Source organism: Desulfocurvibacter africanus subsp. africanus DSM 2603, assembly GCF_000422545.1.
In the GTDB taxonomy this organism is placed as follows: domain Bacteria; phylum Desulfobacterota; class Desulfovibrionia; order Desulfovibrionales; family Desulfovibrionaceae; genus Desulfocurvibacter; species Desulfocurvibacter africanus.
In genome coordinates this window covers 110,315-126,739 of record NZ_AULZ01000014.1, presented here as the reverse complement: position 1 = coordinate 126,739, position 16,425 = coordinate 110,315, and the positions used below count along the sequence as shown (strand labels likewise).

At 57.2% G+C, this 16,425-nt stretch carries 13 protein-coding genes and 1 pseudogene; 4 read left to right on the top strand and 10 right to left on the bottom strand.

Annotated features, from left to right (window positions below):
- Positions 1–530: 530 nt before the first annotated feature.
- Positions 531–1,607 (top strand): AI-2E family transporter, encoded by a 1,077-nt coding sequence (locus tag H585_RS0111135; protein ID WP_027367869.1) that lies wholly within the window; start codon positions 531–533, stop codon positions 1,605–1,607.
- Positions 1,608–2,015: 408 nt separating this feature from the next.
- Here the strand turns inward: H585_RS0111135 and H585_RS21345 are convergent, their stop codons facing one another.
- Complete coding sequence (locus tag H585_RS21345; RefSeq protein ID WP_051183090.1) at positions 2,016–4,286, bottom strand: MASE3 domain-containing protein; 2,271 nt, start codon at positions 4,284–4,286, stop codon at positions 2,016–2,018.
- 590 nt (positions 4,287–4,876) lie between these two features.
- Between H585_RS21345 and H585_RS21340 the strand changes: the two genes are divergently transcribed.
- A complete protein-coding gene (locus tag H585_RS21340) occupies positions 4,877–5,125 on the top strand; it encodes a recombinase family protein (protein WP_051183089.1) in 249 nt (82 codons plus the stop codon).
- Positions 5,126–5,841: 716 nt separating this feature from the next.
- Entirely contained in the window at positions 5,842–6,810 is a 969-nt protein-coding gene (locus H585_RS0111120; protein ID WP_027367868.1) for a DUF389 domain-containing protein, read from the top strand.
- Positions 6,811–7,071: 261 nt separating this feature from the next.
- On the opposite strand, the gene H585_RS23835 is transcribed toward H585_RS0111120, so the two are convergent.
- The 9 genes and pseudogenes from H585_RS23835 to H585_RS21335 form a co-directional block, all read right to left on the bottom strand.
- Positions 7,072–7,200 (bottom strand): hypothetical protein, encoded by a 129-nt coding sequence (locus H585_RS23835; RefSeq protein WP_274532705.1) that lies wholly within the window; start codon positions 7,198–7,200, stop codon positions 7,072–7,074.
- A 530-nt stretch (positions 7,201–7,730) separates the two neighbouring features.
- Positions 7,731–9,227: a TrkH family potassium uptake protein gene (locus H585_RS0111110; RefSeq protein ID WP_027367867.1), complete on the bottom strand. Its 1,497-nt coding sequence runs from the start codon at positions 9,225–9,227 to the stop codon at positions 7,731–7,733.
- Positions 9,228–9,231: 4 nt separating this feature from the next.
- The gene (locus H585_RS0111105) at positions 9,232–9,906 is read right to left on the bottom strand and encodes a potassium channel family protein (protein WP_027367866.1); all 675 of its coding nucleotides are present in this window, start codon (positions 9,904–9,906) and stop codon (positions 9,232–9,234) included.
- On the bottom strand, positions 9,907–10,350 hold the full coding sequence (locus H585_RS0111100; RefSeq protein ID WP_014261118.1) for a potassium channel family protein: 444 nt from the start codon (positions 10,348–10,350) through the stop codon (positions 9,907–9,909).
- A 2-nt stretch (positions 10,351–10,352) separates the two neighbouring features.
- The gene (locus tag H585_RS0111095) at positions 10,353–11,039 is read right to left on the bottom strand and encodes a sigma-54-dependent transcriptional regulator (protein ID WP_027367865.1); all 687 of its coding nucleotides are present in this window, start codon (positions 11,037–11,039) and stop codon (positions 10,353–10,355) included.
- Between the two features lie 20 nt (positions 11,040–11,059).
- Positions 11,060–12,904 carry a sensor histidine kinase gene (locus H585_RS0111090; RefSeq protein ID WP_027367864.1) on the bottom strand — a complete coding sequence of 615 codons (1,845 nt, stop codon included), beginning with the start codon at positions 12,902–12,904 and terminating at the stop codon, positions 11,060–11,062.
- A gap of 8 nt (positions 12,905–12,912) precedes the next feature.
- Entirely contained in the window at positions 12,913–13,491 is a 579-nt protein-coding gene (locus H585_RS0111085; protein ID WP_027367863.1) for a hypothetical protein, read from the bottom strand.
- 141 nt (positions 13,492–13,632) lie between these two features.
- Entirely contained in the window at positions 13,633–14,967 is a 1,335-nt protein-coding gene (locus H585_RS0111080) for a sigma-54-dependent transcriptional regulator (protein WP_027367862.1), read from the bottom strand.
- 40 nt (positions 14,968–15,007) lie between these two features.
- Positions 15,008–15,439, bottom strand: a pseudogene (locus tag H585_RS21335) (recombinase family protein); the annotation flags it as partial.
- A gap of 110 nt (positions 15,440–15,549) precedes the next feature.
- Between H585_RS21335 and H585_RS0111070 the strand changes: the two are divergent.
- Positions 15,550–16,338 (top strand): hypothetical protein, encoded by a 789-nt coding sequence (locus H585_RS0111070; protein ID WP_138708180.1) that lies wholly within the window; start codon positions 15,550–15,552, stop codon positions 16,336–16,338.
- Positions 16,339–16,425: the final 87 nt, after the last annotated feature.

Here is a 16,425-nt window from a genome sequence, read left to right as displayed (position 1 = left end):
AAAAGCAGTGGCAATGACGTGGGCAAAGCCATTGAGGAAGGTCTGGGCGGTCTGCTGGGCGGCGGGAAAAAGAAGTAGGATAAGGCCCCGCCTGGCATAGCCATTGTTGTCGAAATTACAGAACTCCCGTCATGGTCCGAACAAGGAATCATGACGGGAGTTTCGTTTTAGAGCCTTTTGCTTTTGAAAATGCTCTGCAAGCCATGCGTCGGCATGGCTTGCCGCCGCGCGTAGGCGCAGGCGCAATTCACTTGCGCCGTCAACGCCGGAGCGGGCGTCTTAAAAGCAATCTGCTCTAAAAAAGTTATTCTCTGAGATTGAAAAGTCTTAAGCTCAGCCCGCGTTAGTGTATAATAATCTCCGCGTCCGTCCTCAATAATCGTTCAAACTCGCGCCTCTGCGTCTTTAACGCATTTCTGGCTTATAATAAATTGGCTGATGTTGCTTTGTGCGACTCGACTATTGGAGATAGGAAGCAAGTTGATATAAAGTAATGTGAATAGGACACTCACATCCGCTAGGAGCGGCATATGTCCGAACCAGCGACAGGCAGCGAGGGACGGCATGAATATGTGATGCAGCTCTTGGAGGCGGCCATCAGGATCGGCCTCCTGTTCTTGCTGGCCTCATGGTGTTTCCTCCTCATGCAGCCTTTCATTCCGCTCTTGGCCTGGGGCATTGTCATCGCGGTGGCCGTATATCCGCTTCATGCCAGGCTCACGATAGCTCTTAACGGTCGGGCGGGGCTCTCGGCGACGCTTATTACGCTGTTCTTCCTAAGCTTGCTGCTGTTGCCGGCATTCATTCTGCTCGACTCGATGACGCGAAGCGCCGTGACGCTCTACGAACATGTCAGCGCAGGCGCTCTGACCGTTCCCGCGCCCCCCGGGAAAGTGCTGAGCTGGCCAGTGATCGGCAATAAATTGCATGAAATATGGAGCTTGGCCGCAGATAACCTGCAGGCCGTTCTGGTACGATTCGCGCCGCAAATCAGAGTCATGGGGAGGTGGCTGCTTACCACCGTCATGGGCCTCGGCTTCAGCCTGCTGAAATTTTGCTTGTCGCTCATTATCGCCGGCGTGGTCATGTACAAGGCCGAGGCGGGAAAACTCTTCGTGGACCGCTTATTTGCCCGCCTTATCGGCAGACGCCATGAGGAATACGTGGCCATCTCGCGGGATACGGTTCGCAGCGTGGCCTTGGGCGTGGTGGGAGTAGCCATAATCCAGTCCTTGCTGGCGGGCATGGGTCTCTTCGTCGCCTCCATACCCGCGGCAGGACTATGGGCCTTTCTGGTGCTTCTTCTGGCCATCATCCAAATTCCAGTGCTCTTGGTTTTAATTCCCGTATGCATATATGGCTACAGCATCATGCCGCCTACCGCAGCAACTGTCTTAACGGTATGGTGCATAACCGTTGGGCTGCTGGACAACGTGCTCAAGCCTTTGCTTTTCGGGCGCGGGGTGGAAATCCCCATGCTTGTCATTCTGATGGGGGCTATCGGGGGTATGATGCTCACCGGTATCATCGGACTGTTCGTAGGCGCTGTGATCTTGTCCTTGGGTTACAAGTTGTTCTTGATTTGGCTGGATATGGAGTCAACGTAAATCTGGTTTGCGCTTTCGTTCCATTGTAATAATCTGTGCGCTTATGATCTCAAGCACAGACAAGATACGAAACTTGCCTGCATGGCAAGTTGAGGAGACTTGATTAAATATAACCAGTTATTGCGACGTTTTTAGAGCGTGTTATGAACCCTCATGTAAGTGGCCGAAATTCTGTAAGAAACCTTTACAGATCGCAAGTTTGATTCTGTTGTGATTCCAGCCGCTAGAAAGCCAGTTCATAACAGCCTCTAGGACGCAGAATGCATTCTGGCCGTTTCTGCGCGTCTGGCTGGGTGTAGCCGCTTTTCGCGCTCCAGCGGCTCCTGGGCCTAGCCTCAGAAGCCTGGAAAGGGCCACGGAGCCTCCCTGAGAGCGGATCATCGCCGCCAACCATGTAACGAGTGAGCCTTATCCGCTTTCTCGTGCCTGATCGATCCAAGCCAGAACGCGGTCAAGCTCCCCCATGTCGATTGGCTTGGACAGGTAGTCGTCCATGCCCGAAGCCAAGAGCTTCTCCCTATCACCCTTTAGTGCGTAGGCCGTGAGCGCCACGATGGGGATTGTCGGATCACCCGCTTCGCCCGCCCGGATGCGCCGGGTGGCCTCCGTACCGTCCATGACCGGCATCTGGGCGTCCATGAGCACGAGATCGAAGGACTCGGCTTTGAGCGCATCCAGAGCCTGCTGGCCGTCCTCCACGACCTTGACCTCGTGGCCCTTGGCCTTGAGCAGGTCAACGGCCAAAAGGCGGTTGATCTCATTGTCCTCGGCGACGAGAATCTTGAGGGCCTGCACACGCGCTGAAGTCGGCTCCGGCTTCTCGACCGGCACTGCCTGCTCGACCGGTACCCCGAACTCAGCGGTGAAGAAGAACGTGCTGCCCTCGCCCTGCTCGCTCTCAACCCAGATGCGTCCACCCATGAGTTCCACGAGGCGCTTGCTGATGGTCAGCCCAAGACCCGTGCCGCCGTACTTGGCTTGGTCGTGACCGACTGCACGCGTGAAACTGTCAAAGACGCTTCGGAGCTTGTCCTCTGGGATGCCGATACCCATATCCCGAATGCGGAAGAGCAGCCGCACGCCTCCTGGCCTGCAAGCTGCTTCATCGGTCAAGCGCACGGACAGGGAGATCATGCCCCTGGGTGTGTACTTGATCGCGTTACCGATTAGGTTTGTGAGCACCTGGCGCAGGCGCACCGAGTCGCCGACCAGGCGAGCGGGGACGTCGGGGTCGATGGCATGCACGAAGCGCAGGCCCTTGTCGCGTGCGCTCACACGGAGGGTCGAAAGGACCAACTCCAAGTCCTCGCGCAGGTCGAAAGGAGACTCCTCCAACTCGACCTTGCCGGCCTCGATCTTGGACAGGTCGAGGATGTCGCCTATGATCTCCAGAAGCTGCGCGCCCGACTTCTTGATCAGGCCCAGGTACTCCCTGGTGCGCGGCTCCTTGCTGACCATGAGCGCCAGCTCGGCCATACCGATGACGCCGTTCATGGGCGTGCGAATTTCATGGGACATGCTTGCCAGGAACTCGGATTTGGCACGGTTGGCGGCCTCGGCCTCCCTTTTGGCCTGATGCAGCTCTGCCTCAGCACGTTTGCGCTCACTGATATCCTCGGTGAACATGATTATGCCACCGATCTCGCCTGCGGCAGTGTGCCAAGGCCGGACCTCCCAGCGGAGCCACTGGAGTGAGCCGTTTGCCCGCTGAAATGAATCCTCATCAGAGCGGAGCACCTCTCCAGCAAGGCCTTGCCGGTGGATTATCTTCCAGTGCTCGGGAATCTCGGGAAGAATATCGTAGTGGCTGTGCCCTATAAGCTCACACCCTTCAAGATTGTAGTCTTGGAACCAGCGGCGGCTCACGGCATGATAGCGCATATCTTTACCGAACATGGCAATCGCTGCCGGTGCATGTTCCACGAAGAGTCGCAACAACTCCTCGCGCTCGCGCAGGGCGTCCTCTCGCATACGCTGCTCACGGAGCAGAAACTCGAACGGTCGCTGCAGATTTGTGGCTATAAAGGCCTTGTAGATAAAAAAGAACGCGCCAATTTTGAGGAAGTGACCGAGGGCGTTAGCCATGCCAAAAACGCTTACGTATGTGGTGAAGGCCAGCTCCGAGGCGATCGAGAGGAAAACCGCTGCTATTAGATACCTAAACACTTCGACAGGGAAACGGTCTCGGTGAACGTAGTGCGCTCCCATCGAGGCGAGCAGTATGAGCGAGATGACGTACTCGCTGACTATCTTGAAACGGGTCTGGCCAAATCCTTCCACATAGCAGTCAGGGAACCATCCCGTGAAGACCGAGAGGAGCAGGCCGCCTGTCAGGGCCGCGAAAACCGCGAGCGTCGGGACGAACCGTAGACGCCAATGGACCACAAAGGGCGCGAAGAGCAAGGAAACGCCCTGAATGTAGCGTGCAACGATCCAGAGTTGAGTTGGTAGGTTGGCGTCATAACCGATGAACACGCCCATGCCCTTGTAGGCAAGTGTATGGAGGAGATCGACGAAACTGATGGACAGGAATGCGACGCCAACGATTCTGAAGTAGCTGGATTTCGTATGGTCGCGAGTATTCCAGAGTATCAGGAATATGCTAACACCGATGGCAATGCTGAAGAACTCCACTAAGCTGTGGAATAGATTAAAGCTGTAGGATATCGTCAGGTACATCCCGAAGATGCCTGCCGCAACAATGGCTGCAAAGCCGGTGCGTCTCAGGAGACGCCCTGTACCGTTTGCTTTATGTGTGCCTACGTCCGAAGTATGCATAAGCTGATTCTTGCCTATCCTCTCCTTCGTTGAGATTCGGTTGCTTGGGAACCCAAGTATAAGCGCCTCGACACCTATGAACCCCAACCGCTTTGAGCAACTTTTTCTATCATCAGCTTGGTGTTCCCATTCGGAACATCGGCATGCGAGACGCTGACAATAGGAGTCCCAACGCAGTTAGCCGCCCGCTTACGATGTCCTGTTTGCCCATGATGATTGCCAGTCCAGTCCGGTTCCTCCAAGTCGATAGACCTCGAAAGGTCGAATCGTGGCTACCGGTTATATTCAGCCTGATATGATTTTAGAAGTGCTTTTAGACTTGAAGGGCTTCGATAATGCCTCAAACCTGCAATGGCAACGGCAAGGATCGCCTAAAGGATATCAACCCATCATTTGGGGGAAAAATGTGAAACGGGGATATGAACTCAATTCCATATCGTTTCCCCCCGTGGGGGGCATTCAACTGTCATAAGGTATGCGCTACGACTTTGATGCCACCGCTCCTGCTCCAGATCATCGGCGCGGTTGCTGAGTTCGAGCGGGCGATCATCAAAGAGAGGCAGCGAGAGGGCATCAGGGCCGCTCAGAAGTCCGGGAAGCAGATGGGACGAGCCAAGGCTCTCACTCCAGTCCAAGTCGAGGAGATCAAGGCGAGGGTCGCAAAAGGCGAGACGAAGAAGGGATTGGCCCAGGAGTACGGCATCAGTCGTCAGACGCTGTATGCCGCTTTGGTCCCATAAGCGGGATCAATCCTGATAATTACGGCAGGGAGCGTTAATATCATAGGTGATCACTTCGACCTTAGGCCCGACCTTCTCATTGCCTACATGGTCCTCACGCGCTAACCAGCTACCATGCCCATACCCCAATGCCACAAATGTTACTTTGAGCCAGATATCTGGATCCAAGTTTATTTTATTGAGAAAGTCTGGGAAGGCCGGTGCAAGAAAGGCCACCAAGTGAGCAAAGTTAGAACCACAGCAGGGATGCGATACCGCATCATCCGACCGTGGCCGAGGACGGGATTGGGAACATTCGAGTGCAGTGATTTCAAGGATACTGCGACTCCCTAAGGATGTAGAATGCCCGGCCACCAAAACGGCAACCGGGCAAACTAGTGGAGGTGAGCAACGAGCTAACTATGGCCCGTATTTCAGAATACAGGCCGCATCCGTGTAGCTCTGTGATTATTTGAATCCTTAATAATCGAAGGAACTGACAGGCCGGGGACTCCAATAGGGGTTTGGAAGGGGATCGATGCGCGAGTCCCATAGCCCTATTGCCCTCAGCTCTGTGAGAACGTTCCCGAACATTTCCCAGGACTGGGCGTTTCGTCTTCCTTCTCGCGACACTCGGAGGGATGGGCTATCCTGTTTGGATTCTCCGCCGCGTGCATGTCGCCTTTTCAAATGGGCAAACAGCTGTGGCAGAGGTAACACCCGCACGGGAGGCGAGCATGATACGCGTGGTCGAGATAACGGCGTCCGCTGGCAAGAGCGATGAAATTGTGCGGGACATCCAAGGGAGCCTAAGCGTTATCGGCCTGAAGGTGGAGCGCGGCATATCCGTCCAGCCGCCTGGGGATGTCATCACCGTGCAGGTCACGACTCAGGCGTTGCACGAGCTCATGCGCCTGCTCGACCGGCACGGAATCGGACAGGAGGCGGGCGGATCCTGGCTCACAAGCCAGCCTATGGGACTTGTCTCCAAAGAGTGGGAGGAGGAAATACCGCGCGGCAGGACCGAGGCATCCTGGGAAGAAATGGAAATGTCCCTGGCCCGCGAGAGCAACATGACAGTGAACTCACTCCTGATCATGGCCATATCCGGGGTGATCGCCGCCGTGGGCATACTAACGAATGCCTTGCACATCGTAGTTGGGGCCATGCTCATCGCGCCCGGCTTCGAGCCGATCACGCGCATCGCCATGGGCATCGTCAATAGAGGTGGATCATGGAGGCTGGGCCTGCCACACACGGCCATGGGCTATGCGGCCCTGGTCCTCGGCGCGGCCGTGACTTCGCTGGGCCTCCGCCTGACAGGCATCGATACGCCGTATGAGCATTCCTCGTACCTACCCGCCGGAGTGCTCATCACGTATTGGACCTCTATCTCCGGCCCCTCCCTGTGGGTAACAATCACCGCAAGCATTGCCGGGGCTGTTCTCGTGGTAATCCACAGGTCCGTGCTGACAGCCGGGGTCATGATCGCGCTGGCCCTGGTACCCTCGGCCTGTCTTGTAGGCATGGGGGCTGCGTATGGTAATTGGGGGCTTGCCGGCAAGGGGTTGTTGCGCTGGATCGTGGAGGCGGGCGTCGTCCTGGCCTGCTCCCTGCTTGTCTTCGCCTGGAAGCAGGTCAGTGTGTACAAACGCAACTCCGCCATAAAGATCCGGCGCACAGCCGGGAGCGGCGGCAGAGGCTAGAGTTGTAGCCTTCCAGAAACTGCAAATCCACAGGGCATCGTGCGATCCCGAGTTCGATCATCCTTCTAGAGCATTTTGCTTTTGAAAATGCTCTGCAAGCCATGCGTCGGCATGGCTTGCCGCTAGCTTCGGCGTAGGCGCAATTCACTTGCGCCGTCAACGCCGGAGCGGGCGTCTTAAAAGCAATCTGCTCTAAGGGGCTCTCGCTTCCCCATGCTGAGAGGACAGGGCAGGGGCCTGTCCTGTTTTGTGCAAGATGCTTTAGCTGCCCAGAAGCGCCTGGGCGTAGTCCTTGTCGTTGAAGAGTCGCAGGACTTCCACTTCCTCTCCCAGCCTCACGAAGATCATGGGCAGGCGTGCTTGGCTTGTTGGCCAAGCGGGTGCGGCCATCCTTCATGCGCGTAGAGATCGGTCGGCGACTGCCAGTTCTTAGAGCCATGTATGGACTCGGCCCCGATGGCAAGTGAGCAAGGGCGAGGCCCCTCGGAGGATGCCCGAGGGTTTTGTTGGTGGCTCTTATTCGAGAGCTATTTGCCCTTGCGCTTTCTGCCCAAGAACAATCTTCTCCACGAAACCGTATCAAATCCAGTGGACGCTAGGCCATAAGACAAGGCCAAAAGGGGGGGACTGAAGTAGATCAACGGGGTGTCAAAGTTGGCTGTCGCAGGTGCCAAAATCAGGTGCCGCGCTAAACACAGTGGTATAACAGTTTGGAAGCTGGAACCTGTTGAAATAAAAAAGGGCCAGTGAATACTGACCCTTAGATGACTTATGGCGGAGAGGGTGGGAATCGGGTGTTGCGGGGTATCAAGGCCCCGGAATCCTTGCCAGCTCTCAGGTCCATCCTCTCTGGTGGATGCCTCGGTGTACCCATCGTTTGTACGTGGGGCAAGCAGGCAGGGCGAGGCTGGAATCGGCCACTACGATCGAGCAGGTCGTTTCCTCCTCGATATGATGGGGAGAACGATCCTGCCTGCATGCAATGCAGCGATGAACACGATGAAGAATTCGAGCCTGCCCAGAAACATGCCCATGATTTGGGTCCACAGCACCGCCGGGGGAGCATCCGCCGAGGTGATGCCGATGGACAGTCCTACTGTCCCGATGCTTGAAGCATACTCGAAGAGGCTCTCCCGCAGTGGATAGCCGTACGCGACCATAATGCCGACGCCCAAAGTGAAGCACACCAGGTAGAGTGTCACAAAGCATGTCGCCCTGCGCAGGTCGGAGTCATCAATGAACTTCGGTCGCTCGCCCATCCAGATCGACTCGGCGGGCACACTCCCACGCGGCAGCAGCGCGCGCTTGATTTCCCACCACACGGATTTGATCAGCAGGTACACCCGATACTGCTTGATCCCGCCGGCGGTCGAACCGGTGCCTCCGCCCACGAGCATGAGCAGCAGCATGACCAGCCAACCGATGGCCGGCCATCCGGTGTAGCCCACGGTGGAGAAACCCGTTGTCGTGGCTGCGGTAACCGCTTCGAACAGAGCCACGCGCACCTGCTTGCCCAGCCCGGTGTAGCCGTGATGGGTAACGAACCAAAAGAGCAGGCCTGCGGCGGCAAGAAAGAGGAGAAGGCTAAAGCGCAGCTCGCCATTCTTTAAGACGGATCGCCATTTGCCCGTGAGCAGGAGGTAGGCGGTCACGAAGTTAAGGTTTCCAAGAATCATGAGCACAACGGTGACCAGTTCAATCTCGGACGAATTCCAGTAGCCGATGGATTCCGGCCGGGTGGAAAAACCACCTGTTGAAATGGCCGCGAAGGCGTGGTTCACGGCATCGAACCACTCCATGCCCGCGATGCGGTAGGCGAGGCTGCCCGCGAGGGCATATGCGGAATAGATGACCAGCACCAGAGTCGCGGACGAACGCACATGGGGCGCAAGTTGATCGCTGCGCCCCTCGGCTCCAGAGAGGCTGGTCCCGGCTGGGCCGGCGATGGCCGCCAGCATGATGATGGCCAAGCCAGCGCCGCCCGCTAGTTGCATAAGGCTGCGCCACAAGAGGACAACCTTGGGAGCGGTGGTGACATCGACCACGGACAATCCTGTCGTGGTGAACCCGCTGACCGTCTCAAAGAGCGCCTGCGTGAAAGTCAGGTCCAGGATGGACAGGAAGGGCCATGTAGCCGCCAGACAGCAGACAATCCAACCGAGCAGGACGACCACGCCGCCGTCCTGTAGAGTTAGAGTCACGTACGTGCGAGGTCGGGCCACGCGCCAGGTCGTCAGTCCTCCGAGAAGGAGTGCCGAGGCTGGATACAGAAATGCCCAAGACCAAGCGGCCTCCCCGTCAGCGAACGGCAGGACGGCCAGCGAGGCGAGCATGAGCAGCCCCACCAGCGTCCAAATTAAGCCGGCATAGGAAAACATGGTCCTCAGACGAAGAGCTGGACCGGGAAGGTAGCCCATGTCCTTACCCCTTCTCCCCGGTGAGCATGCGCAGAATCTGCCCGTAGTTTTCGGGCAGGGACAAGATCACGAGCCGGTCCCTGGCCAAGAGCATGGTCGAGCCTCGGGGCACGAGCGGATTCCCCTCGCGGAAGATGCAGGCTACGAGACTGTCTTCCGGCATGCGCACATCCATGAGGGTCTTGCCTACTACGGGAGCGTCCTCGTCGAGGACGATTTCAGTGAGGTTGACCTTGCCGCCGCCCAAGGGAAGCAGGTTGAGCACTCCTTCGGTTTCGACCCTGCGCTCGATAAGCCCGGTGAGAACCTGCGTCATGGAGAAGGCATCGGTCACTCCGAGATCATGGAAAACCGCCTCCAACTCGGGATCGTTCACGAGGGCCAGGGTGCGCCGGACGCCGAACTGCTTGGCCGCGCTCTGGCATATGGCTAGATTGTCCTCATCCCGCAGGGTGGCAGCCAGGATGACGTCCACGTCCTGGACACCCGCATCCGCGAGCAGGCGGGGCTGAGTTGCGTCGCCATGCACCACCAGAGCCTTGAGCTTACGGGCCAGCCAGGCGCATTCTTCCTGGTCACTGTTTACGATGGTCACGCCATGACCCTTGGATATGAACGAACGCGCCAGGAAGTAGACCGGCTTGCCACCTCCCACGAGCATGATCCGCAGTGAAGCCATCTACATCTCCCGCTGGATGCCAAAAAGAGAATTGAGAAAAATGGTGCCTACGACCGTGGAGGGGCAGACGGTGGCAATGCCAAGGCGGGTGCAGAGGTCCTGCCGATCTTTGTCAAATACCCTGGCCAATACCTTACTGACCTTGAATATCTTGGCTGCGACCTGAGCTACCAGCATATTCACCGTATCGCTCTCGGTGGCCGCGATGAGCACGTCGGCCTTGTCCAGCTTGGCCTGGCGCAAGGTATCGAACTCCGTGGCGTCGCCTGGTATGGAAAAACCGCTGAAGTCGCCCGATAGCTCCTGGAAGGACTTTTGGCGCAGATCAACCACGACCACGCTATGCCCCTCCTTGGAGAGAGTATTCGCGATGTGCGAGCCGAGCCTGCCGCACCCGACGATTACCACGAAACTCTTTTTCGAGAGCATACCCAATAGATCCATGGCTACTTCCTTTGCCTGTCGCCCAGATCGATTGTTCCGCTCGAACTGGGTATGCCGCTGAGTCGCTCGAAGTTGTCACGCGAAGGGGCATAGGATGGCGCCAGCCAGTAGGCGTTCCGGTAGTTCTTGAGCGCCTCCTCGCGCTCACCCTGAAGTTCGTGAATGGCTCCGATGAGATTGAAGACTTCCGGGCTGTCATGCTGTATGGCGACCGACTTGTGCAGCAGTTCCATGGCAGCCTCGAAACGGCGCTCCGTGATCGATCTGAGGGCCAGTTCAACCAGATGGTCGAACTCCGCATGCTGGTGCTCGTCGAGCGCTTCACGATTCAGGATGCGCGTGACGACTTCTCGGACCTCGGATGGGGTGAACGGCTTTTGCAGGTAGTCCAGCGCGCCGAGCTTCATGGCTTCGACAGCATTGTCCACCGTGCCATGTGCCGTGATAATCACGAACTTGATCTCCGGGCGTTGCTCGGCAATGCGCCGGAGCACCTCCATTCCGTCCATGCCCGGCATCCTTAGGTCGAGCAGCACCACCTGATAGGCTTGCCGGCCGATTTTTTCCAGGGCCTCTTCGCCGTTCACCGCCGTGTCCACTTCAGCCAGGTCCTCCAGTGCCTGGGAGAGGGTGATGCGGATATTCTTCTCGTCATCGACAACAAGAATGCGGTCCTGGCTATCGGGCATGTCTTCTCCTCCTTTGCGGCTCATTCCGCGATCGGGACAGTGAAGGTGAAGGTTGTCCCCTCTCCCGGAGTGGACTCCACCCAGATCGTCCCACCGTGAGCGCGAACGATCTCCTTGCAGATGGCCAGCCCCAGGCCTGTCCCACTGCTGGTCCTCCGAGACTTCACCTGCACGAACTTATCGAAGATCTTGGTCTGAAATTCCAGTGGAATGCCCTCTCCGTCATCACTGACGGACACGTGCGCGAATCGGCCCGCTTGCTTGGCGGCAACCCGCACATGCCCATTTTCGGGCGTATGACGCAGGGCGTTGCCCACGAGGTTCACCAGCACCCAGGTGATTTTGTTCGGGTCAACCCTGACTTCAGGCAACCCCTCATCGCAACTGAAAGCCAGTTCCACACCAGCCTGTTCCGCCTGGGTGGCCATGATCTTGGCGGTCTTCTCGCAGATGAGCGGCAAGGGGACGCGCTCGAAGTCGATCTCCAGCTTTCCGGCCTCTATCTTCGAGAGGTCCAACAACTCGTTCACGAGCGCCTTAAGGCGTTGCACATCTTCCTGGGCCACGGTGAGAAGCTGACGCTCTCGATCGCTGAGCTTGCTCCCGGCCTTGTCCTTGAGCAGATCGATGCTCATGCCGATGCTGGTAAGTGGCGTGCGCAGCTCATGAGAGGCCGTCATTACGAACTCCGACTTGAGCCGGTCCAATTCGCGCAGGCGGGTAACGTCTCGCAACAACAGAACTGCGGCAATGACCGGGCCATGGCCGATGTGCACCGGGACAACCGAAAAGGAATAGTATACCTGCTTCTCCCCGCGAGACACGGACAGCGTGCTTTCCTGCTCATCAAGTTCAGGCTGTTGGCCAGTTTCGATGGCCTGCTTGATCAACTTGGAGAGCCGCTCATCTCTGATCGCCTCAAGCACGTGCTTGCCGCTGACCTCTTCTGGACTCACATTGAAGATACTCCCGGCCATGAGGTTGATGCTCATGATCGAGAACTCCGGGTCAACGACTACAATGCCATCATCCACACTCTGCAGGATCGCCTCGGTCTTGTGCTTCTCCGCGAGGATTTTCCCGATGTTCATGGCGTGATACTGCTCAAGCCGCTTGGCCATGGAATTGAACTGGCCCGCGAGTTGCGCGAGTTCATCTTGTCCCGAGACCGGCACCTGCACACCATAGTCGCCATCGGCGATACGCTTGGCAGCCTCGCGCATGCGCTCAACCGGACTAGCCAGACGGCGGGCCAGGAAGATGCTGAGCACAAGCCCGATCACCGTTACCGCCGCTCCCGCGGCGACCATGCGCAGTACCGCCTTGGAGGCAAGCTGTTGCGCCTGGGCGCTGGCCTGGACCATGGCCTCCTGATTCAGCTCCCGCAGATCGACACAGGACTGTCTGACGGCAAAGAACAACGGCTGGACTTCCGTCTGGTAGAAGGTGGCTCTCTCGGCCGTAGGCTTCTGGTAAAAGCCATGTGCATTGCCCAGAAAGGCTAGGTATCCTGCTTCAAGCTTCTCAAGCAGTGCGACCTCACTCTCGATGGTGATGTTGTCCTTGGCCTTGCCGAGCCATTGCAGGAAATCGCTCTCCATCGCGCGAAAGGCTTCGGAAGTTGCCGGGTTGATGCCGAGGAGTTCGTAAAGGAGCAGGCTGTCCTGGCGCTCCAGGTCGTTGATCATGTTCTCGGCGGCGAGGATGGACTTGTAATTTTCTTTGAGTATGGACTCAGACGCCAGCCCGAGCGTTCGCACGTTCGTCACGGACCACCCGAAGACGATGGCGATAATGACGATGGCCGCGCCATAACCCAGGAGGATTCGCACCCGGAACGAACGCAACCCAAAAAGTTCAGCCATGGGGTAGCCTACTCATCTTGGGAGAATACCGGATTTTTATATTGCTGGCAGTGCGAGTACCGGTCCACGCAAAAGGAGCGGATTCTCGTCTTGTTGACGACCATGATGCTCCGGTACGCCCGGCAGAAGTGGATGTCCTGGCCATCTCCCGCAAGTTCGGCGAGCAGGTGTGGGCAAATCGAGGCCAACTCCTGTTCGGGACTTCGGGAACACTTCAAGGCCGCAGTCATGTTTTGAGGATGGAGCGCGTGCAAGGCAAGCTGTATAGGGTCACAGTAAAGAACCCCCGTAACGCCAGCCCCTGAAAGCGCTTGCAGGATGTCCCGATTGGGGCTTGTGAGAAGCACATAGATCAATGGCTTCCTATCTTTCTCCAGGCTGTCCAATATCCTGCATAGCTCGATGGCGAGATCTCTCTTCTCTTGTCCCAGGCCGTGGAAGGATATGAACACTGCCGCGACGTCCTTCTCCCTGGCTTCATGCAGGTATGTGGCAGGACTCGTGACGACTTCCAAGCTCTGACCGGCAGTCGGGGGCACTTCACCTTCATGGTAGAGCAGGTATTTTGGGGGTGCTACGGGAGACATCGGGTAACCTCCTGCCTTTATAGGCAGGAAGTGTGCCCAGAAGAAATATTTTTATATTTAAAATACTTAAATCAAGATAACCCAGGGGAGTCAGCCCGACTCATTGCATAATGCACGAAAACCACCTTGCATTCTGCACGATTACCCAAGGCCATACTTCCTGCGCTTGCGCCACAGCGTGGCGGGATCGATCCCGAGTATGCGCGCGGCTTCATCCATGGTTGCAGTCTGCACGAGTACCGAGCTGATGTGCTCGCGCTCCAGTTCCTCAAGGGTCGGGGGGATACCGGCAATTGGTTTGGGACGGCGAACTCCTTCGGGAAAGTCTTCAGGTGTGAGTTGCGGCCCCGAAGCCATGGCTACAGCCCTCTCGATGACGTTAGCCAATTCCCGGACATTGCCCGGCCATGGATAGCGGGTCAGTTGGCTTATTACACTTGGAGCGAAACCTCTCACATCTCTTCCATGCATATTTCGAAAATGATCAAGAAAATGGTCCGCAAGCACAGGAATGTCGTCCAGACGTTGCCGAAGAGGCGGCATGGACAGCTCAACCACATTGAGGCGGAAATACAAATCCTGCCTGAATAGGCCCTCGTGTACCATCTCCTCCAGGTTCCGGTTGGTTGCTGCGATCACACGCGCATCCACCGTGCGCACCTTCGTGTCACCGACTCGCTCAAACTCTCTGGACTGGAGGAAACGCAGCAGCTTGGCCTGCAGGCTTGGCGACAGCTCCCCCACCTCGTCGAGGAAAAGCGTGCCTTCATCGGCGGACTCGACCTTGCCTGGCTTGTCACGCACGGCTCCAGTGAAAGCTCCTTTAACATGGCCGAAAAGATCGCTTTCGAGTAGGCTCTCCTGGAGAGCGGTGCAGTCAACCGTGACGAATGGCTGCTCAGAGCGAGGACTCCAGTCATGGACAAGCCGTGCCAGTAACCCCTTGCCCGTGCCGCTCTCGCCAGTGATGAGAATGCTGGCCTTGGTTTCCGCTACCTGTCTTGCAATCTGCAAGACCTTCTTCACCTGTGCGTTCCTGGTCAGGAACGCACCCTGATGCACTATGCCGTTCAGCTCCGATCGCAAGCTTTTCACTTCGGTTTCCAGGCTGCGAAACCTCTCGATCATGTCCAGGACGTGCTCCACCTGGGCTGCCGAGAACGGCTTGACCAGATAATCGAACGCCCCCTTTCGGATTGCCGAGACAGCCGTATCCACCGAAGCATGGCCGGTTATCATCACAATGCTGGCCTTGTGGCTTCGTTTGCCTAATTCCTCCAGCACTTCGAGGCCGCTCATGTCAGGTAGCTTGAGATCAAGAAAGACTACGTCAGGCAAGCTGGAGTCATATGCCTCAATGCCCAGCCTGCCTTGATTCGCGGTCAAAGTTGTATATCCCCGCTCATCAAGGAGGAATGTAAACGTTGTGGACAGGTTGGCATCATCATCCACAATCAAGGCAGAGCGTTTGCCCATGATACGATACCTTTTCTTTTGAAAAGACTGATACTCCACGTCAAAGACGTTGCAGCAATCTGGATACAGATGCCGCGTACCATTTACCGCCGCGAGGCGTTGCAATCCGCTGGCGATTCAATTCCGGGGCTATGGCATTTGCACGTGTCAGCCCCTGAATCTCGACACCAGCGGCATTAACGTACTTCCGCAAATGCTGCGCCCCGTTCGGACACCCTAGCCTTACACCACGAGCCTTGGCCGCAGCCAGCGCTTCCTTGGTGCGCTTGGAGATGGCCTTGCGTTCCTCCTCTGCAACCAGGGCCATGATGCCAACAGTCAACTCGTTCGCCTGGGGCATATCTGCGCATACGAAGCGCACTTGGGATTTCTGTAGGCCAAGAAGGAAGTGGGCATCGCGAAAGAGCCGGTCAAGCTTGGCAATGACCAGGGCTGCCCCGGTCAGCCTGCAGGGCTCCAGGGACTTGCGGAGTTTGGGCCTGTCCGTTCAAACCTGTGTACGCGAAAGATGACCTTCGGGTCACGGGGGTGTATGCCGTCCAAAACAGCTAATAGCCTGCAAATAGATGCGAGTGTCCAGCGATGAGCGCAGTGAGCTTTTCACAGTATATCGGCATCGATTATTCCGGTGCTGGCAGAGATGACCAAGGGCAGGCCAATATCCAATGCTGCTGTTGGAAGCACATGGCTGATGCATGCGAGAATGCAAGGTCGCCAGCCGGTCGCCACTGGAGCAGGCAAGCTGTCTCCGAGTGGATCACCGATCGGCTTGCCACGGCAGAAGGGCCAGTCATCATCGGGCTCGACCACGGCTTCTCCTATCCACTCAGCTATCTTCAACAGCAAAATATCGACTGCTGGGACGACCTGTTGGAGCACATATTCCGCTTGCACAATGAAAGTGAACGGCCTGCCTTGCACGGAGCAGGGCAGTTGGTTGGCCCAAGTTATCCTCTTCGCCTTGCCGAGATGTGGACCGTTTCCGCCAAAAGCGTGCTCTGGTTCGGAGGGCAAGGGCAGGTCGGGCCCGCCACCAGGGCGGGCCTAGCCCAGCTGTACAGACTGCGGCAGGGGTTGAGGCGACAGGGGATCAAGACGCACTTCTGGCCTTTCGATGGCTGGAGCGTTCCAGCGGGAAGCCATGTCATTTGCGAGGCGTACCCGGCTATCTATAAGCGCAGATACGAGCAGGTTGCGCCGGCCGAGTTCAGCAAGGCTGCCAATCCGGACCTTTTCGATGCGTACTGTGTCGCACGATGGCTAAAGGAACGGGATGAAGCCGGGCTGCTTGAATATTACTTCACGCCGCCGCTCACTACTTCCGAGCAGGCGCAAGCTCGGCTGGAGGGGTGGATTCTTGGAGTCTGTTGAGCGGGCTTGGAGGGAGATGGAGGGGGCAGGTTGGGCAGAAGGCACTAGTGAAAATGCACCATTAGAAGCAAGGCAGAAGCTTACATG

Coding starts and splice junctions, on each gene's coding strand:
- H585_RS0111070 (WP_138708180.1), top strand. CDS start 15,550: ATGAGCGCAGTGAGCTTTTCACAGTATATCGGCATCGATTATTCCGGT.
- H585_RS0111120 (WP_027367868.1), top strand. CDS start 5,842: ATGATACGCGTGGTCGAGATAACGGCGTCCGCTGGCAAGAGCGATGAA.
- H585_RS0111105 (WP_027367866.1), bottom strand. CDS start 9,906: ATGGCTTCACTGCGGATCATGCTCGTGGGAGGTGGCAAGCCGGTCTAC.
- H585_RS0111110 (WP_027367867.1), bottom strand. CDS start 9,227: ATGGGCTACCTTCCCGGTCCAGCTCTTCGTCTGAGGACCATGTTTTCC.
- H585_RS0111080 (WP_027367862.1), bottom strand. CDS start 14,967: ATGGGCAAACGCTCTGCCTTGATTGTGGATGATGATGCCAACCTGTCC.
- H585_RS21345 (WP_051183090.1), bottom strand. CDS start 4,286: ATGTACCTGACGATATCCTACAGCTTTAATCTATTCCACAGCTTAGTG.
- H585_RS0111135 (WP_027367869.1), top strand. CDS start 531: ATGTCCGAACCAGCGACAGGCAGCGAGGGACGGCATGAATATGTGATG.
- H585_RS0111090 (WP_027367864.1), bottom strand. CDS start 12,904: ATGGCTGAACTTTTTGGGTTGCGTTCGTTCCGGGTGCGAATCCTCCTG.
- H585_RS0111085 (WP_027367863.1), bottom strand. CDS start 13,491: ATGTCTCCCGTAGCACCCCCAAAATACCTGCTCTACCATGAAGGTGAA.
- H585_RS23835 (WP_274532705.1), bottom strand. CDS start 7,200: ATGGCCGCACCCGCTTGGCCAACAAGCCAAGCACGCCTGCCCATGATC.
- H585_RS21340 (WP_051183089.1), top strand. CDS start 4,877: ATGCCACCGCTCCTGCTCCAGATCATCGGCGCGGTTGCTGAGTTCGAG.
- H585_RS0111095 (WP_027367865.1), bottom strand. CDS start 11,039: ATGCCCGATAGCCAGGACCGCATTCTTGTTGTCGATGACGAGAAGAAT.
- H585_RS0111100 (WP_014261118.1), bottom strand. CDS start 10,350: ATGGATCTATTGGGTATGCTCTCGAAAAAGAGTTTCGTGGTAATCGTC.